At 41.9% G+C, this 26,665-nt stretch carries 24 protein-coding genes and 1 tRNA gene; 8 read left to right on the top strand and 17 right to left on the bottom strand.

Annotated elements, in window-relative coordinates; translation table 11 throughout:
* Positions 1–345: 345 nt before the first annotated feature.
* On the bottom strand, positions 346–1,455 hold the full coding sequence (locus Q0890_RS11700; RefSeq protein ID WP_299221116.1) for a class II histone deacetylase: 1,110 nt from the start codon (positions 1,453–1,455) through the stop codon (positions 346–348).
* Positions 1,456–1,620: 165 nt separating this feature from the next.
* Between Q0890_RS11700 and Q0890_RS11695 the strand changes: the two genes are divergently transcribed.
* Complete coding sequence (locus Q0890_RS11695; protein ID WP_299221114.1) at positions 1,621–2,373, top strand: LuxR C-terminal-related transcriptional regulator; 753 nt, start codon at positions 1,621–1,623, stop codon at positions 2,371–2,373.
* Between the two features lie 113 nt (positions 2,374–2,486).
* Here the strand turns inward: Q0890_RS11695 and Q0890_RS11690 are convergent, their stop codons facing one another.
* Together Q0890_RS11690 and Q0890_RS11685 are read right to left on the bottom strand one after the other, a co-directional pair.
* The gene (locus tag Q0890_RS11690) at positions 2,487–3,386 is read right to left on the bottom strand and encodes an SMP-30/gluconolactonase/LRE family protein (protein ID WP_299221111.1); all 900 of its coding nucleotides are present in this window, start codon (positions 3,384–3,386) and stop codon (positions 2,487–2,489) included.
* Positions 3,387–3,459: 73 nt separating this feature from the next.
* A complete protein-coding gene (locus tag Q0890_RS11685; protein ID WP_299221108.1) occupies positions 3,460–4,623 on the bottom strand; it encodes an iron-containing alcohol dehydrogenase in 1,164 nt (387 codons plus the stop codon).
* Positions 4,624–4,924: 301 nt separating this feature from the next.
* Here Q0890_RS11685 and Q0890_RS11680 point away from each other — a divergent pair, with 301 nt between their 5' ends.
* Positions 4,925–5,977, top strand: a complete 1,053-nt coding sequence (locus tag Q0890_RS11680; protein ID WP_075103517.1) for a TRAP transporter substrate-binding protein — start codon at positions 4,925–4,927, stop codon at positions 5,975–5,977.
* Between the two features lie 82 nt (positions 5,978–6,059).
* On the opposite strand, the gene Q0890_RS11675 is transcribed toward Q0890_RS11680, so the two are convergent.
* The 6 genes from Q0890_RS11675 to Q0890_RS11650 all read right to left on the bottom strand — a co-directional run bounded on the left by Q0890_RS11675 (position 6,060) and on the right by Q0890_RS11650 (position 11,165).
* Positions 6,060–6,326 carry an AlpA family transcriptional regulator gene (locus Q0890_RS11675; RefSeq protein WP_299221106.1) on the bottom strand — a complete coding sequence of 89 codons (267 nt, stop codon included), beginning with the start codon at positions 6,324–6,326 and terminating at the stop codon, positions 6,060–6,062.
* Between the two features lie 151 nt (positions 6,327–6,477).
* A complete protein-coding gene (locus Q0890_RS11670) occupies positions 6,478–7,389 on the bottom strand; it encodes a hydrolase or metal-binding protein (protein ID WP_299221104.1) in 912 nt (303 codons plus the stop codon).
* 132 nt (positions 7,390–7,521) lie between these two features.
* Positions 7,522–8,634 (bottom strand): lambda-exonuclease family protein, encoded by a 1,113-nt coding sequence (locus tag Q0890_RS11665; protein ID WP_299221101.1) that lies wholly within the window; start codon positions 8,632–8,634, stop codon positions 7,522–7,524.
* Between the two features lie 95 nt (positions 8,635–8,729).
* The gene (locus Q0890_RS11660) at positions 8,730–9,722 is read right to left on the bottom strand and encodes a DUF932 domain-containing protein (RefSeq protein ID WP_299221098.1); all 993 of its coding nucleotides are present in this window, start codon (positions 9,720–9,722) and stop codon (positions 8,730–8,732) included.
* Positions 9,723–9,783: 61 nt separating this feature from the next.
* Positions 9,784–10,065 (bottom strand): hypothetical protein, encoded by a 282-nt coding sequence (locus Q0890_RS11655; RefSeq protein WP_299221096.1) that lies wholly within the window; start codon positions 10,063–10,065, stop codon positions 9,784–9,786.
* A 161-nt stretch (positions 10,066–10,226) separates the two neighbouring features.
* Entirely contained in the window at positions 10,227–11,165 is a 939-nt protein-coding gene (locus tag Q0890_RS11650; RefSeq protein WP_299221094.1) for an inovirus-type Gp2 protein, read from the bottom strand.
* A 461-nt stretch (positions 11,166–11,626) separates the two neighbouring features.
* Here Q0890_RS11650 and Q0890_RS11645 point away from each other — a divergent pair, with 461 nt between their 5' ends.
* The gene (locus Q0890_RS11645; RefSeq protein ID WP_299221092.1) at positions 11,627–12,622 is read left to right on the top strand and encodes a hypothetical protein; all 996 of its coding nucleotides are present in this window, start codon (positions 11,627–11,629) and stop codon (positions 12,620–12,622) included.
* Here Q0890_RS11645 and Q0890_RS11640 read toward each other — a convergent pair.
* Together Q0890_RS11640 and Q0890_RS11635 are read right to left on the bottom strand one after the other, a co-directional pair.
* Positions 12,613–13,971 carry an integrase arm-type DNA-binding domain-containing protein gene (locus Q0890_RS11640; protein ID WP_299221090.1) on the bottom strand — a complete coding sequence of 453 codons (1,359 nt, stop codon included), beginning with the start codon at positions 13,969–13,971 and terminating at the stop codon, positions 12,613–12,615. The genes Q0890_RS11645 and Q0890_RS11640 overlap by 10 nt on opposite strands.
* Positions 13,972–14,254: 283 nt before the next feature.
* Positions 14,255–14,345: transfer RNA gene (locus Q0890_RS11635), tRNA-Ser, on the bottom strand.
* Between the two features lie 128 nt (positions 14,346–14,473).
* Between Q0890_RS11635 and Q0890_RS11630 the strand changes: the two genes are divergently transcribed.
* The 3 genes from Q0890_RS11630 (at position 14,474) to Q0890_RS11620 (ending at position 16,301) form a co-directional block, all read left to right on the top strand.
* Positions 14,474–15,370, top strand: a complete 897-nt coding sequence (locus Q0890_RS11630) for a DNA/RNA non-specific endonuclease (RefSeq protein WP_299221088.1) — start codon at positions 14,474–14,476, stop codon at positions 15,368–15,370.
* A gap of 75 nt (positions 15,371–15,445) precedes the next feature.
* A complete protein-coding gene (locus Q0890_RS11625) occupies positions 15,446–15,709 on the top strand; it encodes a hypothetical protein (protein WP_299221086.1) in 264 nt (87 codons plus the stop codon).
* A gap of 208 nt (positions 15,710–15,917) precedes the next feature.
* On the top strand, positions 15,918–16,301 hold the full coding sequence (locus Q0890_RS11620) for a DUF2147 domain-containing protein (RefSeq protein WP_299221084.1): 384 nt from the start codon (positions 15,918–15,920) through the stop codon (positions 16,299–16,301).
* 147 nt (positions 16,302–16,448) lie between these two features.
* Here the strand turns inward: Q0890_RS11620 and Q0890_RS11615 are convergent, their stop codons facing one another.
* From Q0890_RS11615 to Q0890_RS11600, 4 genes are all read right to left on the bottom strand, one after another.
* Complete coding sequence (locus tag Q0890_RS11615; protein WP_299221082.1) at positions 16,449–17,711, bottom strand: ammonium transporter; 1,263 nt, start codon at positions 17,709–17,711, stop codon at positions 16,449–16,451.
* Between the two features lie 150 nt (positions 17,712–17,861).
* A complete protein-coding gene (locus Q0890_RS11610) occupies positions 17,862–18,200 on the bottom strand; it encodes a P-II family nitrogen regulator (RefSeq protein WP_058369633.1) in 339 nt (112 codons plus the stop codon).
* A 602-nt stretch (positions 18,201–18,802) separates the two neighbouring features.
* Complete coding sequence (locus Q0890_RS11605) at positions 18,803–19,657, bottom strand: universal stress protein (RefSeq protein ID WP_299221081.1); 855 nt, start codon at positions 19,655–19,657, stop codon at positions 18,803–18,805.
* A gap of 124 nt (positions 19,658–19,781) precedes the next feature.
* Positions 19,782–21,281 (bottom strand): SulP family inorganic anion transporter, encoded by a 1,500-nt coding sequence (locus Q0890_RS11600; protein WP_299187922.1) that lies wholly within the window; start codon positions 21,279–21,281, stop codon positions 19,782–19,784.
* A 653-nt stretch (positions 21,282–21,934) separates the two neighbouring features.
* On the opposite strand from Q0890_RS11600, the gene murD reads away from it, so the two are divergent.
* Positions 21,935–23,371 (top strand): UDP-N-acetylmuramoyl-L-alanine--D-glutamate ligase, encoded by a 1,437-nt coding sequence (gene murD, locus Q0890_RS11595; RefSeq protein ID WP_299221079.1) that lies wholly within the window; start codon positions 21,935–21,937, stop codon positions 23,369–23,371.
* 240 nt (positions 23,372–23,611) lie between these two features.
* The gene (gene ftsW / locus Q0890_RS11590; protein ID WP_299221077.1) at positions 23,612–24,808 is read left to right on the top strand and encodes a putative lipid II flippase FtsW; all 1,197 of its coding nucleotides are present in this window, start codon (positions 23,612–23,614) and stop codon (positions 24,806–24,808) included.
* A 131-nt stretch (positions 24,809–24,939) separates the two neighbouring features.
* Here ftsW and gluQRS read toward each other — a convergent pair whose 3' ends face one another.
* Complete coding sequence (gluQRS, locus tag Q0890_RS11585; protein WP_299221075.1) at positions 24,940–25,911, bottom strand: tRNA glutamyl-Q(34) synthetase GluQRS; 972 nt, start codon at positions 25,909–25,911, stop codon at positions 24,940–24,942.
* A gap of 275 nt (positions 25,912–26,186) precedes the next feature.
* The gene (dksA, locus tag Q0890_RS11580; protein WP_058369628.1) at positions 26,187–26,627 is read right to left on the bottom strand and encodes an RNA polymerase-binding protein DksA; all 441 of its coding nucleotides are present in this window, start codon (positions 26,625–26,627) and stop codon (positions 26,187–26,189) included.
* Between the last annotated feature and the right edge of the window lie 38 nt (positions 26,628–26,665).

The following is a 26,665-nucleotide window of genomic DNA, read 5'->3' as shown; positions in this document are numbered from 1 at the left end:
TTAAAAGAACCTGTTGTTTTCATTTTAAAGATTTATTCTATGAAAATAGGCCAGTTTTTAAGTGGCCTATTTTTGCTATGTAATTAGAAGCCGTATCTATCCTTCTACAGTACTTACCCTATCATATTAATCAAGACGCTTACCATTAATTAATGCCGAAATGGAAAGAGATAAAAGCTAGGCTTGATAGGATAGCGAAGTTGTATTTAAATGAGTGAGGGTAGGGTTTTTGACTAGTTATGCAATATTCCAAAGATAAACTACGTTTGAATTATGAGTGATTGATACTCAACTCATAAGAAAACGCCTTCTAATCGTTGTGACTAAAAGGCGTTAAGATTTGAGTTATGCGAACTTCCAATATTTTGACTGCTGCTCTATAACTGCCTGAACAGCTTGCTCTTCATGGGGGAATAGAGTTTCAACTGGAACACCAAAACCTTCCATAAATGGATCTTCTACATCGGTTTTAATACCACTAATAGCCTCAACGATGGCTAATGAACAGAAAGGGACATATGCTGCACTATAGCCACCTTCGTGACATAGGACTAAACGGCCGTCACAATGCTTTTCAGCTAGACCTTTCATAAAGTCTGCAAAGCGTCCAAACCCATCGGATGTAACCATCATTCGTGCTAACGGATCGAAGAAGTTAGGATCTTGTCCAGCAGATACAATGATTAATTCTGGTTTGAATTGATCAACTATTGGACCGACAATCTTTTCAAACGCATGCATGTACCCAGCGTTACCAGTGCCAGCTGGCAATGGAATATTAACGTTATAGCCTTCGCCTTTACCTTCTCCTGTATGCTCAACATATCCGCGACCAGCAGGAAATAAGCGATCTTGATGTAGAGAGATAAATAAAGTGCTGTCATCTTCATAAAACGCTTGTTCTGTACCATTTCCGTGATGCACGTCCCAGTCGAGTACTAGAATACGCTCTAAGTTGTACTTGCGCTTAGCATGTTTTGCAGCAATAGCTACGTTATTGAATAAACAGAAACCCATACCTTCTTGTGCTTCAGCATGATGACCAGGAGGTCTTGTCAATGCGTAAACATTTTTGACTTCACCATCCATAACGGAATCTACAGCGGTCATTGCTCCACCTGCAGACAAAAGAGCAATTTCATAAGAACCCCTGCCCACAATAGCAATCTGTCCTGCATCACCACCATTTGCATCGCTCAACTCTTTTACTTTCTCAATATAACTTGGCAAATGGAATAGCTCAATATCTTCTCTCGTAGCACGGTGTGGCACGATCGATTTTAACTGAGAGGTTAGGCCACAGATATCCATCAAGTTCTTAAAACGTCGTTTCGTTTCAGGATCTTCTCCGTATGTATGGCTTTGCACGTAACCGCCAGAGGCTAAATGTAGTGCACCTGAGCCGTTATCGTGCCAGAAGTAGCTTTCATCATAAATAAAACCTGTTGTCTTCATTTGACTTCCTTGTCTCGTGGTTTGTAACGTGAATGTAAGTCTCATCATTCCAAATAATTAAACTGCTGTATATTATCCAAAAGGATAATTTTTAGTTTAGACTGATAGAAGGTAGCTTTGATAAGGAACAAGTTCGTAGGATTGAAACAAGAAGGAAAAGGACTTATGAATTTAACGACGACAGACTATCAAAATATTTTAAGCTTCATTAATGGCTCATTATCCGATTATAAAAATATTCAATCGTTATTTTCTGAACTCTTTCAATTTGATCGCTCATTACTTTGGTATGCAGATGAGGAGGGCAATATGTATAGCTTAAACTTCTATAATTTTAGCGAGCAAATGATGTATGACTATAAAGAAGTTCATAGAGCAAATGATGTGATGCATCCGAAAAAACACTTACGCAACTTAGGGAGTAACAGAGATTCGGTATATAGAATCGGAGAGGTGACAACCCCAAGGGAGTTGTCAAAATCCTCTTATCATCAGTTTATAGAGCGCCATAAGATCATAGACCAAATGGTTATGTACCTTTCTACGGCTACTACCATTTATGCAGGTGTTGGGTTTGTAAGATTTAAAGGAGAGAAGCTTTTTACTCGAAAGGACAAAAAAATCTTGCAAACACTATCCACGCATTTGCAGCATTTAGTAAAGAACTCAATGCAGATAAAAGAGGAGACAAAGGTTAATGTGTTGGTTAATTCGACTAGAGAGACTCAAGTGGTTCTTTCAGCTAGAGAGTTGGAAGTCTATCGGCTTGTCATAAAAGGATACTCTAATATGGAAATTGCCAACCAATTGTACATTACTGTTAATACTGTAAAAAAGCATTTAAGAAATATGTACGAGAAAAATCAGGTCAATAATCGTACGAGCCTAATTTATAAATTAAATGGTTTGGTCATCTGACTACGTTGATGGTTCAGTAGCGCAATTAATAAGACTGAATATGATTAAAAAACAAACCACATTAAGTGGCTGTTTTAGTATTGATTGTGAAAGAATGTTCTTCTCTATAAAAACTAGGGCGTACCAGCATGACCTACTTTAACTTGTGTAGATAACATCCGACCTTTGGTTTCAACCTTGCGAGACGCTTCATCCCAGTCAGGTGCAGCACACATAAAGAGTGTTTTCCCCTCTTGTCCACCTAGGGCAACAGCAAAAATACCATCAGGGGCAGTATCGACAATTTCTAGAATTTCGCCACCTTCTGCAATACGGACGGCGCGTTGATTTAACGTGTCTGCAATCCAAACCGCACCTTCAGCGTCTAAGGTAAGGCCATCTGGTAAAATACTTGCGCCTTCTATGCGCACACCGAGGTTTGGCTCATCACCCAATTCACCAAAGTTTGCAAAGTCACGCTTTTCTCCGAGGCTACCATCTTCTTTGATATCAAATTGCGTGATTTTATTGCCAAACAACTCGTTGATGATTAATGTTTTTTCGTCGGCCGATATCACCATACCATTAGGGAAGGATAGACCTTCTGCAACAACTTGCGAGCTTCCATCTGGTTTGACCAACACTAGACCGGCATGGCTATGGTCAGCACCGCCCATCAAGTCAAAACCAAAATTACCAACATAAGCATTGCCATTAGGAGCAACCACCATATCGTTGGCATGCCCATCGCAGTGCTCCCAGATATCAGCATGAACGACTAATTCGCCATCGTCTTCTAAGCGTAAGACTTTACGATCTTTCATCGACACAACCAGCATACGCCCGTCAGGTAGCCAACCTAAACCAGAGGGTTGCTGTTCAATATGGACGATCTTTTCTGCCACACCTTGTTCATTAACGCGATAAACTCCTTGTGTATAAAAATCAACAAACCATAAAGCATCGTTATACCAGCGCGGTCCTTCTAAATAATGAAAGCCATCAACAACAACGTCTAATTTATATTCTGACATGATTATTTCCCTTGAGTAGTGGTTATCTTCCTTGATAAATAAATACAACTGTTTTAAATAATGACAGCTTTTATTAGAGTATCTCCTTATATATGTTTGTTACCTCTTCTAATGACATATCCTTTGGGTTAGTCGCAATAAGGCGAGCGTAAGTATTGGTAACGATATCAGCTAGAACCGGAATATCCTGTTTCGTAATATTTAATTCACTTAAGCGATACTTGAGACCGCTTGTTTCCAAAAATTTTCTTAGTTCAGCAATGAATAAGCTTGCTGCATCTAAGTCTGTTAGGCCAGCGGTTTGACTAGGCATAACGGCATGAGCTAGTTCTGCATAGAGTGGTGCGGCTGTTGATAGATTAAATGAAAAGACGCCACACATGACAAGTGCATTAGCATGTCCATGCGGTACATGAAAGTTAATACTAAGTGGGTAGGAGAGTCCATGAACAGCTGCTACTGATGAGTTGACGAAAGCAATACCAGCCAAGGTTGAGCCCAATAACATATTAGAACGAGCTTCGATATCATCGCCTTGATTCATAACCTGTTCAAAATTACTCCAGAGCATCTGTAGTCCTTTAACAGCTAATGCATCTGAAATAGGGTTTTTCTTAGTGCGACTTGTATATGCTTCAACACAGTGAACCATAGCATCCAAAGCGGTTGCCGCGGTAATATGACGTGGGAGTTTAAGTGTCAGAGTGGCATCTAAAATGGCAACATCAGGCAAGATGTTTGGAGTGTAAATGGCTTTTTTACTGCCATCTTGCGCTGTGATAACAGAGACAAAGGTAGATTCTGCTCCAGTACCAGCAGTAGTGGGAATGGCAAATAAAGGCAGTCTATCAAATTCACTAACATCTTGATCCAAAATATCATTTATAGACTCAAAACTGTTAGGATGTAAGGCGACGATTTTTGCAGTATCGATAGAACTGCCGCCACCTAAACCGATAACTAGATCACAATTGCTGTCTCTGGCAGTTTTAATAGCATTATTGACGATCTCAATAGGTGGATCAGCAATGACACTATCGAATACAACAACATTAATACCAGCTTCTTCTAAAGATTGCTGAGCAATCTCGACATAGCCTAGATTAGAGATTCCAGTATCTGTAACGATAATAGCTGACGTCGCACGATACTGTTTAGCTAATGTACCGAGCTTCTGACGCATGCTGTTAACTTCACTGATAATATGACTATTGGTATAAAACTCAATCCCTGTCATTTTGTTCTTCCTTGTGTAGATGTCTTTTATATAAAATAACGCTAAGTTCGAAGTACTAGTAACAGAAATTTATCTTATATTAATTTTTGTCATTTAACGTACTAGATAACGTTAAGTTTAATAGCAGAAAGTGTTAGCGACCTTTAAAAATAAAACTTGAGTATCTACGGATTATACACACATTCAGGCATACGTAAAATGATTTGACTGGTATCACTATAACTGTTATTTTTAAACGATTCATACCATACGTTATGTCAAATGATCTCCTACTTGCAATCACTATCAAAAGGAATTAATAGTGAAACTTTTCTCTTTATTTTCTATTACTGCATTTGCAGCTATCAGCTTAATCGGATGTTCTGGCGAAACCGATAAGAGTAGTGAGGTTGCCTCATCACAAGATACCACTGTTCTACGTTTTTCACATTTTTACCCAGCGACATCTGACATTAATGAACAGATTTTTGAACCATGGGCCAAGCAAATTGAAGCAGACTCCAATGGTCGTCTTAAAGTTGAAGTATATCCTTCAGCAACGATTAGTAAAGCAGATACAGCTTATGAGTCTGCCGTAAAAGGAACGATTGATATTGGCTCTCAAGTGCAAGGTTATACGAGTGGTCGATTCCCACTATCCCAGATTGCAGAACTTCCAGGATTATCTAACTCGTCAACACAAACAGGCTGTATGTTACAAACCCTTTATGAAAATGGGACTATCTCTAGTGAGTACGAAGATTCACATTTGCTTTTTATGTTCGCTACGGGGCCTGGGACTTTACATAGTACAGATAAAATAATAAAAACTCCTGAAGATATGAAAGGTATGCGCATACGTAGACCTTCGGCAGTGGCAGGGGATATCATTGAAAGTATGGGCGCTTCACCTGTGGGGTTACCTGCTACTGATATATATACCTCCTTACAGCGAGGTGTTGTTGATGGTTTAAGCTTTCCATGGGAAGCCATGGAAACTTTTAAGCTTAATGAACTGACGAAGTATCATACTAACATGCCATTTTATAGCTCTGCTTTAATGGTAACTATGAATAAAGATAAATACGAAGGTTTGCCAGAAGACTTGAAAAAAGTCGTTGATGACAATTCAGGTATGGCGCTTAGTAAAAAAGTAGGGGCAATGTGGGATGAAACTTACTCGACACAAATACAAGCAGCGATTGAGAGAGGGGATGAAGTAGTTAATATTCCAGACCCACTCAATGATCCGGATTGGAAAGGTCCACTTGAAAAAGGTACAAAAAAATATCTTGATGACGTTAGTGCTTTAGGGCTAGATGCTTATGGTGTTTATGAGGAAGCTAAAGCAGCCAGCGTAGCATGTAAGGTATAACTTATTCAGAATAACTGGTTCAGTTATAATGACTGATATCAAAATATAACCCCAGTTCATTTATCAAACTGGGGTTTATTGCTTATAGTGACTGTGTTCTGGCTATTATTTTATTCTCAATCCACTGAGAGACTTCGCTCTCAACCCATGCCACTCTACCTTTTGATAGCTTGACCTGAACAGGGAAGGTCGAATCATAACGATCTGATCTTTTATCGAGCATGTCGTAAATTGTTGTGCTACTAAGGCCTGTATAGTATACGACTTGTTTAAGCGGTAGCATGCGAGGTATCAGAGGCTTGTTTGGTATTGAAGTATTCTGTTGAGTGCTTGCGTTTAACTGTTTCATAATTATCTCCTTATAAGTGAATGAGAGCGTGTCCTCTCATATACTTACCGAGTCCTATATTTTTTTACGGCATCCTATAGAGTCCTGCATGAATTGAACGCATAAAAAAAGAGCTGAACGAATCAGCTCCTTTTTATGCCATGGCTTTAACTTAGCTCACCGCTGTTACGCTTTGCTGTAGTGCTTGCTTTATGCTTGTCACATCATGCATAGGCAACGGCTTTGGTGAGTTATCTTTTTGATCCTCGACGTTTTGATCATCACCGTCGCTACTATCAAACGCATCTACCTCGTAGGCCTCCTCACTATCGATCTCAAAGCAAGAGTTCACGTAGCCTTGCTTTGCTGTGGCCTCTAATGCTGCTTGATCAAAGCCGTGTTCGCTTAGTTCATGATTAATCGCTTGCGCATCTGATACTGCCTCCTTAAGCGTTACCCCATCACGTAGTGTCAGATCCACAAAGTAGATGGGCGTACGATAGCTTTGGGTGGTGCTTTTCCCTCGTAAGGTTAGTTGCAGCGGCAAGCAAGACAGCTTGTTACTAGACACGGCGGCAAAGTAGCGCAGTCTTGCCGCAAGCGTGCGAATACTATTAAAGCCAGTCGTACGAAAGATAAACGTACCCAGCTCATCGTCTTCACTTAGATTAACGTAGAGACGACCGTAAGGTTTACAGGCACCACCTTGCGCTAATGGGCAACGATCAGGCGATGGACAAGGCATTTGCTCCACACCGTTATCGGTTCGACGTTGGCACAGCTCACCGTCACCGACACACAGCGGTCTGCCTGTTTGACGATCGAACAGCGTGTACTCGGCTCGTAGGTTGAGCTCAGGATCATTAAACAGCATGCGGACGGGTATTTGCCGAAGCTTACCTTCACTGTGCGCACGGAGTTTTTCATCAAGCGGATGATTGATCCAGCCGTCCTTGTTTTGCACTTGGCTGGTAATGGTGAATTGATCGTCTTTAGCAGGTAGACGCTTTCCATCTTTGACAATGACACGTCCAATGCTGATACGACCGAGTACAGGCGGGGTTATGGTTAGACCTTTAATCATAGTGGTATTCCTTGTGTTTAATAAAATGGGTAGAGCAAATAAAAAACCCACCTGTAAGGGTGGGCGTTTATGCGCTTGCTGTAGTTAGTAGGTTTATTGCATGAGTAAATAGTGTGCTTTTGACATAAGCACCTAATCGCTTAAGATGACAAAGCGGCGACTGCCTTGCTTGGTTTTACTAAACTGAGTGAGTAACTCAGGATGCGCTTTGATCACCGCTTTACTATCAAGACTAATACTATCTTTAGAGCGCTTCCACGAGATTGCGCCTTGATTGAATACAGCAACTTCATTGTCTTTGATCAGCGTTTGCAGCTGATGTTTGACTTGATCGTGATGCTGCTCTAGATCTTCCATTGACGCGCGATAGCCAAGCAGCTTATCGAACAGCTTGTTAGCGCCTTTATCCTCCCGTAGATCAACCTTGCTTGACGGCTTAGGCGTTGGATAAAGTAGCTTTAACGCTTTGGCTGCTGACTCGCTATGATCAGGGTTTGGTGGTGTATCAGTCTCTACGTACTGCCAGAACAGACGCTCTTGCTCGATGATCGATTCAATTAAGCGCTCATCACGCTCAACCTTATAGATCTTGGCCTCGTGTCCGCATAGCAATACACAGATATGAGCGGCTTGTTTACCAGTAACCGCTAGCTGATGTTGTACTTGGCAAGTCACGTATAACGGTACGCCATCTCGCCATAATTTCGCGCCATGCTCACCAGCGGTTTTGCATTCAAGTACTTGCACTTCCTCGCTACCTGTCACTGCATAGTCAAGATTGGCAAGCATAAAGGCTTTATCGGGCTCAGGGTGTTGCAAGATAGCGTTTACGCGCCGTACCTTATTGCCTGTCTTTTCTTGGTAGTATTTAGCTACAATAGGCTCTAAGGTGTTACCCCAATACAGTGGCGCATAGCCGTCGATGCTCTCATCTAAGTCTGAGGTTGTACGTCCCGTCTTAATCAGCCATAGCTCTAGCATCGACAAGTAAGGATGAATACCGCAAGCAGCAGCCGCATCACTACTGCCAACCCCTTGACGGCGAACCTCAAGCCACTCGTCATGGCTTAAGTTTTTAGTACTGACCAGGCGCTTAGGGGTCATCGGTATATGAGACTCAGTAACAGATTGATCGATCCGCTTATTCTTATCTTTAGCTTTGTCAGTTACAGGCGCTTTTATCTTAGCGCTTAAACGCTTAGTGCGTCTTACTGGCGTGCTGGTGTTTAATGCGATCATGTTCATAGTGAACTCCTTCGATAAATTGATTGAAATCAAATAATAGGCATAAAAAAACCACGCGCTTAGGTGTGGTTTAATTGTTGAGTGTGCTACTAAATTTAGGCAATGAGGCTAAAGGCTTCCTCTAGGCTTTTGTCTTTAAGCTTAGCGCCTGCGCCGAACCAAGCAGAGTCTAGTCTGTGATCGGTAGACATCGCTCTACGCTCATGATCCACATACTCTGTCATAGCAGACAAGAGGCCATAAGCGGTATCACGCGCTGAGTCTAAATCCGCCCCGCGACCTTGGCCGTTAAACATACTCATCACCTGATTCATGGCGCGAGCATTCGGTACGGCGTCTTTTTCCTTTTTAGCGCTGTTAAACAAGATGATGTCGTTATCTTGATCGTTGAAGACTCGATTAAGATAGTTTGCCGCTTCTGCCTGAGTGACACGGCGCTCAGACAACTGCTTCATCTCATACATGTGCTCGTTCCACTGCTTAACCGATACGCCTAACTGCTGCTTGACGCGATCGGCATCAAACGAGGTACTATGAGGTACTTTCACCACACCGCCACTACCGTCAGCAAGGCTGACCGCTAAGGTGTTATTACACACCACACGGATATTGGTGAACTGCGCTGTCGTTGCTAACGTCCCATCACAAGCGGTAGCCAGTAAAAGGTAGCCATTACTAACATCACCGCCCTTTAGGGTCATGGACTGACCTGTACGAGCAAGAGCCCACATCTTACGACCACCCTTTAAAACGCCAGCGGTCTCAAGCTCAAAGTGTGAGTGCTCGGTTAAGTCACGATAGAACTCTAGAATTTCACGCGGTTGTACTTCTTGGTAGCGCTGACTGACTACCGATAACGGCTCAAGCGTATCTGAGCGATATAACACCTTATTGCTATCAAAGGGCATGATCAGGCTTTGCCCTTTTTCATTGCTTGCCATGTAGCTGACCTCGGAGGACTCGATACGCCAATCCATACCAGCCTCACGAGCCCAGACTTCAATAGGTTGATTCTTTGGCAACTGGCTACCTAAGCCGTGCCAAGGGGTATCGCCAACATAAGCCATGTTTTCGATTAAATGTGCCATGATAATATTTCCTTTTTATTGATAGTTTATAACTGAATAAGTTAGAGAGTTGAGTTGAGAGTTAATGAAGTGAGGTGAATACATGGGAGCACTCATCACAGCGATATTGCTGATTGACTAGCATCGGTGGCGCTTGATGAGACTGAGTCATCTCAATCAGTACTGCGACTGTCGTACCTACAACCACGCCTATAGCAGGATGAACCTTAAGCGTCTTACACAGACTAACGCCAAGGCTGACTAGAACCGTAGGAGACAACAGCTGGTCGATCAAATTGATACTGATGCCATCAGTCATCTCATAGACCGCAGTTGACTGACAACATGGACAGATGGTTTTCATAAACACTCCTTTTATTTTGGGCATAAAAAAGGCCTGCACGAGGCAGACCTTTATTGATTAAATGTTGATTGGATTAGGCGCTTTACTAACTACCAATGCGCCATCTCATTAAAATAGTATGTATTTGAAATTATTTTGTTATCATCTATATTACGCACTACCTAGCTATTAGGTAGAGCCCCTCGACCAAAGCTACGCATGTTAAGTGGCCAAGATTTAAGGCGTTGCTCATACTTGTTGGGGCGAGTTAGATATAGCGCTGCATTAATGGCGTTATTCACCTCTAAAGGCTTGTCTCTATAAATCATCCCGATACCGAGCTTACCTCTACGTTGTTGTTCTTGTTTATACTCAGTGGTATTACAGTTAAAATGATGGCTTATACCCTCTGTAATCTCAAACCATCTCTTACTGACAGCTTCTCCTAAGAACCAGTCTTTCTGACGCTTGTCACCGTTATAAATCAAAACCAAGTGACAGTGTAAGCCACCAGTCTCAACACCTTGCTCTATAGCCCAAGCATAACCCCTTAGATCTTCAAAGCAGCCTTTGTCGCTATTCATACTACTATTAGCTTTTCTCTTTTTCTCTATTTCCTTATCTCTTTGAATAACCCTCATAAGCTGCTTCATAAAACCCTGAAAAGTTTCAGCGTTAACAAGGTGTGCAAACTCTACTTTCAATTTAAGATCTACTCTTACGATGAGTACACGTGCGTATTTCTCTAAGTAATAATTCATATACTCCATAAGTGATTGGCTATTGCGCTCTTCTTGAAAAGCAAAATCTGCCTTATCAGTGGCATACTCGTACTGATAAAAACTTAGCGCATTCAAGAAACTCTCTGCCATCGCCTCATTCCAAATAATCTCATTGGGATAGCAATGACCACAAACAAGATAGCAGCTGCCTATAAACCATTTGATCGAATTGGCATAAACCAATTCGTCATCAAAGTGAGATGTCATTAGTTGGTAGTAAGTATTCAGATGCTCAACTATTTGCTGAATACTAATTGAGAGTTTAGGATCGAATATATCGTTTACAAGTTTATCAACTTTGGCAACAACGTAGTCGTGCCCTAAAAGTATGTTCTTCATTTTGCATTGCCTTAAGGTTATGGGTTCATAAACTAAGGCAACCAGATATTTTCTTACTGACGTTGTTTGGTGACGCCAAACAACTCGAGAATAACGGTAGTGTTATTAATAATATTATTTACCGGATTTGTGGTTTGTGAAGGAAGCCGCTACTGCGTGATAGAGGATTCATGAGATACCTGCTTGGACGGTGTTTTGTCAGTTGGGGAGTTACGTATTTGAAAATAAAATTCTATTTTCTTGGGATGAAGTGGAGTAAGGAAATTAATTTTTGATATTTTTGTTTTAAAAGATAGCATTGGTAGGCTGTATGCTATATTTTACGGTATTCATATGCTTAGCATATATGTACAAATAACTCAGGAATAATTTGCGAATAACTTAAAAATAACTGCTATATTAAACGTAAATATTATATAAATATCACGAGTGATATTTGCTGATTCAAAGGTAGTTTTATTATGGCAATAACTTTTTCTAATCCTAAAGATAGAGAAGCTTTCGAAAAAAGAAGGTTCTTAGAGAAGATAATAGGTAAAATTTCTGATAGAGAAGCTGTGCTACTTCGTAATCTATTAAATCCCCGTCTAGAAGGTAGACTTAGCCATATCCAGATAGTAAATATCAAAGAAGGGCTGATATATTCTTTATATACGGAAGAGAATGTATTGGAAATGGTAGAAGAAAATCTGTTATACGTAAGATTAGTACTGCTACCGGATGAAAATTTAGAATGGCTTGACACCAATGCTAGAACACAGTTTACCTGTCTCTCTATACTTAAAGAAATTCCTGGCTATGAAGGTCAAATAGATTTGTATGGAAATACTATACTTAATCACATTCAATCATATTTTGATTCAATGGCCTATTCTTCGCAGCATATTCAACCTCAATCAATACAACCTCAAACTCGAACTCAGCAATTTAACGGTAAACAGGTTCTAACTTTAGATGAAAAAGTGAAAGTACTAGAAAAAGTTAAATCGATATATGATCAAATAATGAATTCAGATAACTACTCAAAATGGTTAAAAGTTGGAGACGAACATCAAATACAATGGACAAAGAATTACTTGCAAGAGTCAAACCTATATTTAGGTATTGGTATTGATCAAGAGAACTTTTCGTTAGTTAGGAATATAGTCTTAACTTCGTTAGACCTATTCGAATATAGTTCAAGTTTAATGAGTATCGAAAAATATGTACCCTCCCCTGAAAGAACACTATTTGTTGATAAAATGAAAAGAGCTTGGAGTCAGCAAAAATACCGAGATGCTGGAAAAACGAAAAAGCCTTACCATCTGCCATTGACAAAGAATACAAAGAATAGGCTAGAGAAGATGGCGCAAGTAAAAGGGCTGTCAGAGACAGCCATGCTCGATATATTGATCAATAGATCTTACGAAATGGAATATGTAGATGTAGATGGTAAGGATTTATACTACTACTTATAAATATAACCTTGTAAATCATCTACTGTGAGTCCTTGATTTAACAATGCTTTAATCAAGGTTTGCTTATCAGCATTTTGTAATGAGTCAGGTTGCTTACTTGCCAATGACTGCTCAATCTGCTGCCGCGCTGTCTGAAAGTCTACAACCTCGCCTTTATCTCTAAGTAAATCTAAAAAATCTGCCCAGACCTGCATAATTTTACGACGCTCTTCTAAGTGCTGCGCGTGGTTGTAAACTGCGCGAATACTGCTTTTTTTATCATGTGCCATTTGTTTTTCAATGGCATCGCCCATGTAGCCAAGCTCGTTTAGGTTGGTTGAGGCGATGTGACGAAAACCGTGACCTGTTTGCTTGCCTGCGTAGCCTAAAATATCTAGCGCGTTATTAATAAACTCTTCACTATAGGGTTGATGCATGCCTGTATGATAAAACACGTACTCATACTGCCCTGTGATACCTTTCATTTCTTCTAGCACTGCGAGCATTTGATCAGATAAGGGAACGACGTGCTTACGCGCAATTTTGAGATTGTCGATATCAACACGCCACAAACGATTAGCAAAGTCGATATGCGCCCATTTCATCATACGAAGCTCAATGGTGCGGCAAAATGAATAAGCTAAAAACTTCATACCTAAGCGGGTTTGATCATGACCATGATAGCTCTCAATAGCTTGGAGTAGGGCAGGCAGCTCATGGATATCTACGTGCTTCATGTGCTGGCTTTTTGCTTTGGGGTAGAGCTCCTTTAAATCATCGATTGGGTTTTGGTTGATGATGCGTTCGCGTTTGGCACGTCTTAAGACATTAGCCACCAGATCGATAGTGCGTCTGGTTACCTCGCGTGGCGGCTCACCGTCTTTGTTCACACGCTTTTCGATCTCATTTGCCATTGATCGACAATCCTCAAAGCTCACATCTTTTAGTGCAATGCCTTCAAAGTGGGGCAACACGTCTTTATGCATACGGTTATAGTCTTGCTGATAGGTACGCAGCTTGACGTTACGCTTGCGCTCAGCGAGCCAATCTAAGGCGTAGTCATTAAATTTTTGCGCGTGGATATTAGCAAGCTTGTCTTGACGCTTTTTATTTTTTGGATCTATACTATCAGCGAGCAGCGCTTTGATCTCAGTATTGGCTTGTCTGGCTTCCGCGAGTGACATAATGGGGTAAGTACCAAGTGTGAGCCGTGTCTGCTTGCCATCGAAACGATAGGCGCTTATCCATGTCTTTGTGCCTGTACTGCGTACCAAGAGCTGTAGCCCTTGATGGTCACTGTATTTGTCAGGACGCGCCGGCGTACATTTTTCACTGGGTTTGAGCTTGCGGATCTTACTGTCGCTTAACATGTTGGTCTATTCCCTGTGCTTCCAAGCCTTGTAATTCAAGCGTTACAACTAAAACGTTGGTCTAAAGCTGAATTATAAAGCCTAAATGTTGGTCTTTTTGAGGTCTAATGAAATCATAGACCAACAGATAGACCAACACAAGTCACGGGATGGGTGGGTTATGTTCGGATGGACTGGGAAAACGTTAGACATAAAAAAAACGCTAAACGCGTTATTTATAAAGGGTTACAGAGGTGTATGGGGGTGTTTAGGACAAGATGGGAAAACAGGGTTTTTATAAGATTGGCGGTGAAGGAGGGATTCGAACCCTCGATACGCTATGAACGTATACACACTTTCCAGGCGTGCGGTTTCAGCCACTCACCCACTTCACCGTTTTTAGACGGCTTAGTATAGCGGATAACATTTAAAATGTCACCACTTACGCCTTATCTTTCTTTATTGCTACACCCCTGCTAGGATAGCGTATACGTAATAGTGAGCATAGACGGTTGAAAGCTGCATGATAAGTTTTGGTAAATATAAAGACATTTTAAAAGACAGCACAATGATGGCAATATTGGTCATCGTAGTAGGATTATCATCGGCGCAAGCAGCTGAATTCACTCAATGTAACCAGTCTTTTTACGGCGGTATCTACCCTGAGTTTACTAATAATAAGCTTAGCGCTAAGACTCAGCCACTTTGTATGGACGGTTTTGCCGTCATGTATTCAGGGGTGTCACGTACACCACTTTGGTCAGCAGAACATTTGACTCGCAAGCGCTTGCAGCAAGCCAAAGACATCGACCGCGAAGACAGTTTTCATGAAGAAAGCCGAGTGCCGAAGTCAGCGCGTGCTTCACTGTCAGATTATTCAGGTTCTGGTTACGATCGCGGCCATTTGGCACCCAATGCCGATATGGCCACACGCAGCCAGCAATACGACAGCTTTAGTTTGGCCAATATTGCACCGCAGTCACCACGCAATAACCGATATATTTGGCGTAATATTGAATCTGCTACGCGTTATCTAACGCAGCAGTACGGTGAGGTTTATACGGTCACAGGAGTTGCATTTACCAATAAAAAAACCAAACAGCTCGCTGGACGAGTATTGGTACCCAGTCATTTTTTTAAAGCTGTCTATATTCCAGCAACCGATCAGGCAGGTGTATATTATGCTCCCAACGATGAATCCGAGCGTATAGAGATCATCAGCGTTGATGAGTTAACAGCCAAGACGGGCATCGATGTTTTACCAGCGCTTGATATTCAAACCAAAACGCAAGCTTTAGAGTTGCCACTAAAGGCTGGCGAAAGTACAGATATACCGAGCGATGCATCAAATGATGAGCCTACTTGGCTGCTGTTTGTATGGGCAATTCTTGAATGGTTGGTCGCACAGCTGCAAGCATAAATCAAAGTCAGCTTAAATAATGTCCATTATTTATCTATAGGTAATGTCCAATGTTACCCAACCATGGAGAGTAAAATGATTGATCCATTCGCAAACAATCATCAAAGCATGCAAATTGGTGAGCTGATCGTAGAAAACCAAGAAGACAAAGTTATCATTTATGGTGATCTTGATTTATTGTTTGATGAGGCAGGCTATGAGCAAGCGAAACAGTTGCACGAGTTGACGACTAAAGTATTGCAAGCTTTCGAAAATTCCGATCAAAATAATAAAAAAACGCTTTCGTCAAAACAAGAAAATGACCAGCCAGACAATGATATAGACAATCCTTTCATGTAACTATTTGATATAGTTTTGATTTTATAGAAACAATTATCTATAAAAAACTACTAGGCAAAGTTCGGATTTTGTCTATAATGAGTGCAGAAGGGGTTATTGGAGTTGATTGTGTTGCCTGATGGACTAATAAAGCGCAATAAACAACCAATGACCTAGGATAAGCACATAAAACGTTGTTTTTGAATCATCATACGAATGGAGTCGATCTATGAAACTATTTACAAAATCTGTGTTAGCAGCTGCTGGTATTAGCATGGCCACCATGGCAATGGCAGCCGATCCACTGGCCAATACTACTTGGCAGACCTTTGACGATGGCAAACCGAAAGGTGTGGTTAAAATCACTGAGTCAAACGGTGTCTTAACTGGTAAGCTTATTAGTACCGTATCAGAAAAAGGCAAAAAGCACGTCGGTATGACTATTATCTCCGACTTAAAAGCGGATGGCGGCGGTAAGTATAGTGGTGGTACTATCACTGATCCTGCGAAAAACAAAACCTACCGTATGACTGCCAGTTTGGAAGGCAACACGCTTAATTTAAAAGGCTACCTGGGACCATTTTCACGTAGTCAAACTTGGAAGAAGAAATAAGTAATATCTGTATCTATACACCTGTTTGATATCTGCCATATGATTGTATGGTACAAAAAATAATACAACCCGCATCGCCAATAGGCCATGCGGGTTTATTTTTAGTAAATTTTTATTTTACTCAAACAAGCTTGCTGTTGAGTACCATTAGTTAGTAAATTCAGGGTAAGCCTCCATACCGCATTCTGCGATATCAGCGCCTTCGTATTCATCTTCTTCAGAGATGCGCAGACCGATAGTGGCTCTAATAATTGCCCATACAATGGAGCTGGCAACGAACACCCAGATGAATATAGTCGCAGCGCCCGCTATCTGCCCCAGCAAGCTAGCAACAGGATTTGTAATAGGGACGATTAGTAGACCGAACAGACCAACAACACCATGGACAGAGATAGCACCGACAGGATCATCGATTTTTATTTTATCTAAAGCAAGAATAGATAATACGACAATTGCTCCTGCAATAAGGCCGAAGAGTGTCGCTTGCAATGCAGAGGGGGTAGAGGGTTCTGCAGTAATGGCTACTAGACCTGCCAATGCACCATTTAAGAGCATGGTCAGATCTGCTTTACCAAAGATGAGACGTGCCAGTAATAAAGCGCCAATTGCGCCGCCTGCCGCCGCCGCATTGGTATTCAAAAACACCATGGCGACTGCGTTAGCACTAGCGATATCGCCCAGTTTCAATACTGAACCACCGTTAAAACCAAACCAGCCCATCCATAGTATCAATGTACCCAGTGCTGCTAATGGCAGATTGGCACCAGGAATCGCTCGTATCTCACCGTTGGGTCCATATTTGCCTTTACGTGCGCCCAAAAACAATACACCGGATAATGCCGCTGCAGCCCCTGCCATATGAACGATACCAGAGCCTGCAAAGTCGGAAAAACCCATAGCAGTTAAGCTAAATAGTCCAAAGACATCGTTGCCACCCCATGTCCAGCTACCTTCTAATGGGTAAATAAAACCTGTCATTACTACTGCAAATATTAAAAAAGCCCAGAGTTTCATGCGCTCAGCGACAGCGCCTGAGACAATCGACATACAAGTGGCCACAAAAACAACTTGGAAGAAAAAGTCAGATGCTGCAGAGTAGACAGAATCACCTTCAAAGCCGTTTTCGGCTGAGGTTGTTAAAGCGTCTTTTACTAAAGTCTCATCACTTGCAATACCACTTAAAAACCAGTCGCCACCATACATAATGGCATAGCCACATATCATGTACATAGTGCAAGCGGTTGCAAAAAGAGTGATATTCTTGGTTAAAATTTCGACAGTATTTTTGGATCGAACCAGTCCAGCTTCCAACATAGTAAAGCCTGCGGCCATCCACATGACCAGTGCGCCACATACCAAAAAATAAAACGTGTCGAGTGCGTATTGCAGCTCAAAAATCTGACTTTGCATCTTAATTCCCCCTTGAATTGACAATGCGGTAGATTGGTTTGCTTTTAGACGTACATTACAAAGTAGCTATCCTCATGACATGATGTTTATTAAAACGACACTTGCACCAATCGTGTGCAAAACTGCTTATTTATGGTTTAACTATAAAAGTTAAATCGCATCTGGCCCGGTTTCGCTGGTACGAATTCGAATAACTTGTTCGAGTGCTGTCACAAATATTTTGCCATCACCGATTTTGCCAGTGCTGGCGATACGTGTGATAGCCTCAATAGCTGGCTCAACCATCTCATCGATAACCGCGACCTCGACTTTTACTTTCGGTAAAAAGTCCACTACGTACTCTGCACCGCGGTACAGTTCAGTATGTCCTTTTTGACGACCAAACCCTTTAACTTCGGTGACAGTAACGCCTTTGACGCCAATATCAGACAGTGCTTCACGCACGTCATCAAGCTTAAATGGTTTTAAAATCGCAGTGATTAACTTCATAAAAAATTTCCTTATATGAATGATGTCGCAGGCCGTTGCATACTTTTAATGCATCATAGCTTTGCCATGCTTGTGATAAGTCATTCAAAAAATGTGCCAGACGTACTCAAGGGGGAGGAACGTTTGGACTTATTTACCTTAAAAATGACCGCCAGTATAACGGACAAAAGCTTTAAATTCTCATCGTATATGGTGCAATAAAAACGAGATAGTCCTGATAATTACTTAGTAATTTTAGGATAAATACAGCAGAGTTGCCTGTGACGTTAGGTGCAACAAGAACTTTATTATAACCAACTTTGATACCCTACGGGGAGGGTATCCTGTGATGATTTGCGAAAATATTACAAAGAGTGGAGTCTAGATGTCAAAACAGAATTAAGATAAAGACAGCTAACTTAGCGGTGCAGATAATGAGAGACTGTAGAAGTCAGTAGATAATAGCGTATAGAGATAAAACCAGGGCAGGATTTGTGGTCTAATTGTCCGATAGCCAGACAGTAGATTGGCTTGTCAGTAAGATGCTGCCTACGTTAAGCGCTACGCAACTAGCATCTATACTAATGATAAATTAGGTGTGGTAACAGCAGATATAAAGAAGCTTAAGCTTTAGGAAAAAGTAAATAAGGCGTCTTAGTAGTGCCCAATAACTTCTCAGTTTCGCTCCCTTTGAGTAGCTCACGTAGCCGCGATTGTCCAAAAGCACCAGTCATCAGCAGGCCAATATTATGCTCGCTTTGATAATAGTTCAAAGCAGCACAAACATCACGGCAGTTCAATAAAGTTTTTTTACAATTGATACCGGCTTGCTTGAGACGAGCATAAGCTTCACGCAGTGCATCGCAGTTTTCGGAGGTGTCTTTACCAACCATCACAATATGAATGGTTAATGCCCGAACCAGCGGTGTTTTACATAGCCAATCAAGCATTTTATGGGAAGTGGCGCGATTATCAAACGCAAATAAAGCAGTAGTAGGGGGCGAAAATGGTGCATGAGTCACCAAAGTGGGGCAGTGGCTCAACCGTATCAACTGACTCAAGGTAGATTTACAGGTAACATGATGGCCAATGACTATCAATTGTGATTTTTCATCAACGTAATCGATACTATTGCCTAGGGTTTCGTGTCGATGCAGCGTATAGACTTTATGTTTATGCAAATTTTGCTCACAATAAGCCGCTGCTTGATGTAGCAAAAGCTTGCCTTGCGCTTTAAGCTCTGAGTTGCTCAGATGCTCATGGCTTGTAAATTGATCAAGTAAAAGATTTTCATCGTCGATATTTAAGCAGCCTGAATAATTGATAGCCGCCTTTTGCTGTACGCTTGGAACTGCATGTAACAGACCGACGGGCGTTTGCATACGCTTTGATGCCCACATACTAGCATCCAACACGGCTTGCACATGGTCAGGACAATCTAGACAAGCAATAACACTATCTGGTTTTAAGTTACTCATAAGGGCAACCACATCATCTCAAAGAAAAGTACAGTTAAGCCAAACAGAGGGAGTACAGCAGCTATGATTGATAGCCACTGTCAAGCAAACTCTGAGGGCAAAACTAAACGTTTGAGCCTATTTGCTAATCCAATAGGCCGATATCGCGGCGATCATGAATAGAGAAACGATCGATCAACGTGCGACTGGCGTTATTTAAACCAACTACTTTGACATCAATACCCTCGCGTTGCAAGCGCATGACCAACTTATCTAAAGTATCGACCGCACTGATATCCCAAAAATGCGCGTGACTGACATCGATCTCAATATTATCTACAGCCTCTTTAGTATCGAAGCTTTGCAAAAATTGCGTTGTCGAGGCAAAGAAAACCTGTCCTTGGACGTAATAATAACGGGTATTGCTACTGTCGTCATACTCACTAAATATGGTTAAGAACTGACCAATTTTGTTAGCAAAAGCTAAGGCTGATAGTAGGACGCCAACCCCAACCCCATACGCCAAGTTGTGAGTAAAGACAGTGGTCAAGACGGTCGCTAGCATGACAATGTTAAACGACATAGGATGGGTTTTGAATTCTCGAATAGACTGCCAATTAAATGTACCGATGGATACCATAATCATAACAGCAACGAGAGCCGCCATTGGAATTTGACTGACCCAATCACTTAAAAAGACCACCATAATCAATAAGACTACACCCGCCATTAACGTTGATAAACGCGTACGGCCACCAGATTTTACATTAATCATGGATTGGCCAATCATCGCGCACCCTGCCATACCACCAAAAAAACCTGAAACGACGTTGGCAATACCTTGACCACGGCATTCACGGTTTTTATTACTTGGCGTATCAGTCAGCTCATCTACAATCGTAGCGGTCATCATTGATTCAAGCAAACCAACAATGGCTAACGCAATAGAGTAAGGAGCAATAATCAGTAACGTATTTAGATTAAGTGGAATATCGGGCAACAAAAACACTGGTAGCGAATCGGGCAGATCGCCCATACTGCCCACATTACGAATGTCTAAATTCATATACAATGCGACAGCTGTCAGTCCAACGATACACACAAGCGGCGATGGCACAATACGGCCAATCTTGGGAATAAGCGGAAACAGATAGATAATGGCTAGGCCGGCTGCTGTCATCATATAGACGGTCAAGCCAACGCGTTCAGTCGCAGGATTGAGCTCTGGTAGCTGAGCGGCAAATATCAAAATCGCCAGCGCATTGACAAAGCCGATCACCACTGAGCGAGAGACAAAGCGCATCAGATTACCAAGCTTTAAGATACCCATGATAATTTGGATACCGCCGCACAGCAGTGTTGCGGCAAGCAAGTACTGTAACCCATGCTCAGCGACTAGGTCGACCATAACGAGCGCCATCGCACCTGTGGCAGCTGAGATCATGCCTGGACGACCACCGACGAAGCTGATGACCACTGCAATACAAAATGAGGCGTACAAACCAACCTTTGGATCGACGCCTGCGATAATAGAAAAAGCAATGGCTTCAGGAATCAGAGCCAATGCAACGACGATACCTGACAGCACATCGCCGCGCACATTAGAAAACCACTCATCACGTAAGCTATCAAAAAAAGATGTCATAAGTAAACTGCATAGATTTGGAGGCAAAAAAAGTAATCATTCGCTAGTAGCCATATTATCTGTCAATAACAACTGTCTACGGATAATGTCGGCTGCTAAGAAAGCTACCGCGTCGCTCAACAGACTAAAACTGTCAAACGGTCTTGCACTTTCGCTATCTTAAAGATTATAAATATCCCACAACATCTGGCTACTGAGTTATTTGCAGTATTGCCAATAGCAAAATAAGATAAAAACCTAAGATAGTACACAAATGGCTATGATGATGTATCACAGCAGATAGATTGTCAGGTAAGATAGACAGAGTAGCTATGAACAAATAAATAGCTATAAACAAGCATCTGCCGTAACCTAATGACAGCATGATTCGCTACTAAGGGTTAATAACCATATGATAAATACCATAATATAGGTCATCACACGCTCAATCGGCGTACAAAACTAAATTATCAGTTAAGACCCTAGTAACTTAATATAAAAACATGCGCATAATAGCACAAAGTGATGAAAAAGCAGTACCGAAACATGCACGATACCGTTATCATGCTTACCATTATTATGATTAAAAAATATCATATCGCCTATCTAACCAATATTGTATCGTCAACACCCATATTTGATAGCCAAACCCTAGCCTCAAAAAAGGAAGATATATGATGCCCCTTGCTGCAACAGAAACGTTAATCCACAAAGGCAGTGGCCTACAAGTGGTGGTCGGATTGGGTCAATCAGGGCTATCGGCAGCACGTTATCTGACTGAACAAGGCTATCAAGTAGCAATCACAGATGGCCAATCAGCACCCGCATTAGCAGAGAAGCTTCCCGCTGCAATCAAAATTCGTCAGTTTGGCGCTATTGATGCAGAGCTATTGCAACAAGCCGCACGTATTATTATTAGTCCTGGTATCTCTCTTGAAACTCAAGCAGTGGCAGCAGCGCGGCAAGCCAATATTCCGGTAGTCAGCGATATTCAGTTGTTTTGTGAGGCTTGTGAGGTTCCTATCATTGCGATTACTGGTTCTAATGCCAAAAGCACCGTGACGACACTGGTTGGAGAGATGGCTGCAGATGCTGGTATCAATGTCGGTGTGGGGGGTAATATTGGTGTGCCAGCGTTAGACCTTTTGGCCAATAATGACATGGCTTTGGCTGTTCTTGAGTTGTCTAGCTTTCAATTAGAAACAGTAACCAATCTGGGTGCTCAAGTAGCCACAGTGCTCAATATGTCTCCTGATCATTTAGATCGTCATGGTGACATGTTGGGTTATCATCAGGCCAAGCACCGTATTTTTCAAGGTGCCAAGTCGGTAGTAATCAACCGTGAAGATGCGCTTACTCGGCCGCTGGTTGCTGATGATTTGCCACGTTTAAGCATTGGTATTCATGCGCCAGATAGAGATCAGTATGGTTTGATAACTGACGTCAATGGACAGATTTATCTGGCCCGTGGCACAGAGCGGTTGTTATCAGCAGACAAGCTGATTATTAAAGGTCGCCACAATTTACTCAATGCTCAAGCAGCTCTCGCGCTAGGCGAGCTTACCGGTCTGCCTATCGATAGTATGCTTACCACCCTACAACGCTTTGCAGGGCTTGATCATCGTTGTCAGTATATCGAAACGGTTAGAGGGATTGACTACTTTAACGACTCTAAGGGTACCAATATTGGCTCGACCATCGCTGCTATCAAAGGTTTGGGTGCAGTGTATGCGGCTAAAGACGGTAAGCTACTTTTGATCTTAGGGGGTCAAGGCAAAGGTCAACAGTTTGGTGAATTGGCACCCTTTATTAATCAATATGTCAGTCAGGTTTTATTGATTGGGGAAGACAGCCAGCAAATTGAGCAGCATTTACGTGCAGCCAAGCTAAGTAGTGATGTGTTACTTAAGCAATGTCAGACACTAAAAAATGCTTTTATTGCTATTCAGCACGTGACTAGTAGCAGTTTGTCGCAAGTACAAGCAGTGTTATTATCACCTGCATGTGCAAGCTTTGATCAGTTTAGTGGGTACGCCGCTCGTGGCGATTACTTTAGTGAGTTAGTAACGCAATTGGTTACGGACACTAAAGCTGATAATACGCTTGGTTAATTCGTCTATTGAGACGATAAATGATTGTTTTGCTTATAAATTACTGCTACTGTCAAGCACAGTTAGCCAGCCCAAGTTTACTGAGCATTTTCTTTTGGTGGTCACCAGCTAACGTCTACTAAAAGTAATGGTGCGTTTACTGGTTGTGATGGCTATTGAGCCTGTTTTTTATTTGGTTTGGTTTAAACGGTGGCGTCGAATAGATGTCGTGTTTTTTGTTTATTAATATACTTGAATATTATGGCCCTCTCTTTTTTTTCTCGTTCTTCTCAAAAGTCTCAGCCAGCTTCTGGCGCAGATGGTGTTCTCTCTTTACCTTCAGCACGCGCGATCTTGTTATCTAGCGTTGGTTGTATGATGGTACTTAGTTTACTGATGGTGGCTTCAGCCTCTATTCCTTTTGCATTAAGTCGCGGCATGAGTGAGCTGTATTTTTTTGAACATCAGCTGTTATACATGGGCATCGGGTTAATCGCTGCAGCGATACCGTATTACTTTGTACCACTAAAAACGCTCTACCAGACTGAAACACAGTTTATATTGCTGGGTGTGACTGGTGCGCTCTTGATAGCGACACTATTTGGTACGCCTATTAATGGCTCAAAACGCTGGCTAAATTTGGGTGTGATTAACTTTCAGGTCGCAGAGTTAGCAAAACTTGTGGTCATCGTCTTCGTTGCGGACTTTGTGGTGCGGCGCTCATTTGAAGTCCGTAATGGTTGGGATGGATTTTTACGCATCTCTTTGGTGATCGGCCTGCTGACTTTTTTACTGTTATTGCAGCCTGATTTTGGCTCATTGGTGGTCATCGTCGGTACAGTATTTGCTATATTTTATATTGCTGGGGCTCCCTACAAGCAGTTTGTCGCGCTAGGGGCTGTCGTAGGTGTGCTTGGCGTACTGGCAGTCACTATGGTTCAGTATCGCCTGACAAGGGTGTTATCGTTTTTAGATCCCTTTGATGATATTCAAGATACAGACTATCAGTTAGCACGCAGCTTAATCGCCTTTGGTCGCGGACAGTTTACCGGTGTGGGTTATGGTGAAAGCGTCCAAAAACTATCACATTTACCTGAGGCGCATACAGATTTTTTGTTGGCCATCACTGGTGAAGAGCTTGGCTTTGTTGGCGTGACTATGATTCTGATATTAGAAGCACTTATCATCGGTAGTGCGATGCGTATCAGTTATAATGCCCTAAAACGCCGGCAGATGCGTATGAGCTATACCGCTTTTGGTATTGGCATTATTTTTATTGCACAAACGATTATTAATGCTGCTATGAACATGGGAGCGATGCCGACCAAAGGGTTGACGATGCCGTTCTTTAGTTATGGTGGGTCATCGATGTTGATTAGTTTGGTGATGGTCGCGTTGCTCCTCAAAATCTACAAAGAGAGCCCTGAGATAGAGAAAAGCCAATGTCGTTATTTTTAAGAAGAGCATCAATATAGCAAAATAGAATAGTAGGCATTACCGAATAACCGTCAACAATCTATAGTAATTATTGACATAAAGATAATAAAAGCGTCGCCGTTGGATGGCGCTTTTTATTTTTAAGCGATTGGTTAATGAGTGGGAGTATTTAGCGTATCTTTACCTTGTAAGGGCGTATTATCCCATTGAGTAATAGCTTGCTTAAGCATGCGTGCTGGAGTATCCATGTCGACAGCAGGCTGCTGTAAGAGCTGCAAAGCCATCGCAATCAGTTGACTGGGCTTACGAGTATCTATAGGTTGGGCAAGGTTTTGTTTGGAGAGCTTTTGTCCATCAGGGTTGCATATTAGTGGCAAATGATACCACTGATCTATAGCTGGCAAGCGTGCAGCTTGCATGATGCTAATTTGTGCTGTCGTCATAGGTAGGATATCTAAACCGCGCATGATATGAGTGACTCCTTGTAGCCCATCATCAAGGCTTGCTGCCAGAATATAATTGATCATGCCATCTTGGCGACGAACGACCATATCGCCCAAGGTTTGCTGCGGATTATCCCATTGTAATCCTTGAATACCATCTTGAAAACCTATGAGATAATCTGGTAGCTGCAGGCGTAGTTTATATCGGTCTTTAGCAAGATTTGCCTCTATACAGCAGCGTGGGTAGCGCTGTCTATTAAGAAGTTTTTGAGTGGCGTTTTGCAAGTTGTGGCTTTCTATTATGGCTTTTCGCTCCCAATAACGCTCAAGGCTTTTGCGTGAGCATAGGCAACCATAAGTTAGCGGGGCCAGTATGGAAGATAGATATTCATTATAAATATCAATGCGCTCAGACTGATAAACGACATCCCCATCCCAATGCAAACTTAACGTCTCTAAATCTATCAATATTTGCTCACTAAATTGCCGATCACAGCGCTCAGTATCAGTATCTTCAATACGCAGGAGCCAGTTGCCACCCAGTGATTTGATATGACAGTAACTTGCCAGCGCGGTAGTCAAAGAACCAAGATGCAGCTCGCCGGTAGGTGAGGGGGCAAAACGCCCGATAGGACACGCTGACAGCGACGTCGGTTTAGACGTTGGTTTAAATAGTGTCATTGCCTGGGTATTAGTAGTATGAATGGGTGTCAAAATAAGCCGCTATAATAATAAAAGAATAAGAATAGCGTAAAAGAGATACAGGGGAAAAGATATTTATTAAGTTAAGAGGTTTTGTTACCTAGTTTTGAGCTTTAAGATGGGGTGCAAAATACAATAAGCGACCAACTGTGTGGTCGCTTATTGCATTGAATACTATTAGGTCGACCGATTTTAGATTAATTAAGTGAGTAAACTAATCAACGACATCAGTCTGACAAAGTAAGGACAGCGTATTACGTATGGCCTTGGTTTTGACGCTCTTTCATCTCAGACAACGTTTTGCAGTCAATACATTGCGTTGCTGTTGGTCGAGCTTCTAAACGACGCAGACCAATCTCTACTCCGCAAGTTTCACAAAACCCATAGTCATCGTTTTCGATCTCTGACATAGATTTGTCAATTTTGCGAATCAATTTGCGTTCGCGGTCACGCGTGCGTAATGCTAGTGCAAACTCTTCTTCTTGAGTGGCCCGATCATTGATATCTGGCATGGCACTAGACTCATCTTGAATATAGGTCTTTGTACGGTCAGCTTCACCAATCAGTTGATTTTTCCAGTCCAATAAAATAGCTTTAAAATGCTCTAACTGCGCATCAGACATATACTCTTCGTCTTTGGCAGGCTCGTAAGGGGTGAATTTGACATCACTCGGATTATTAGTCAGGGTGCTCATATGGGTATCCTACTTTTTCAAATTAATTCAATGAAACG

The organism is uncultured Psychrobacter sp. (assembly GCF_947488565.1).
GTDB classification, from domain to species: Bacteria; Pseudomonadota; Gammaproteobacteria; order Pseudomonadales; family Moraxellaceae; genus Psychrobacter; species Psychrobacter saeujeotis.
The sequence above is the reverse complement of the archived record's forward strand: the minus strand, read 5'-3'. Positions and strand labels throughout refer to the sequence as shown.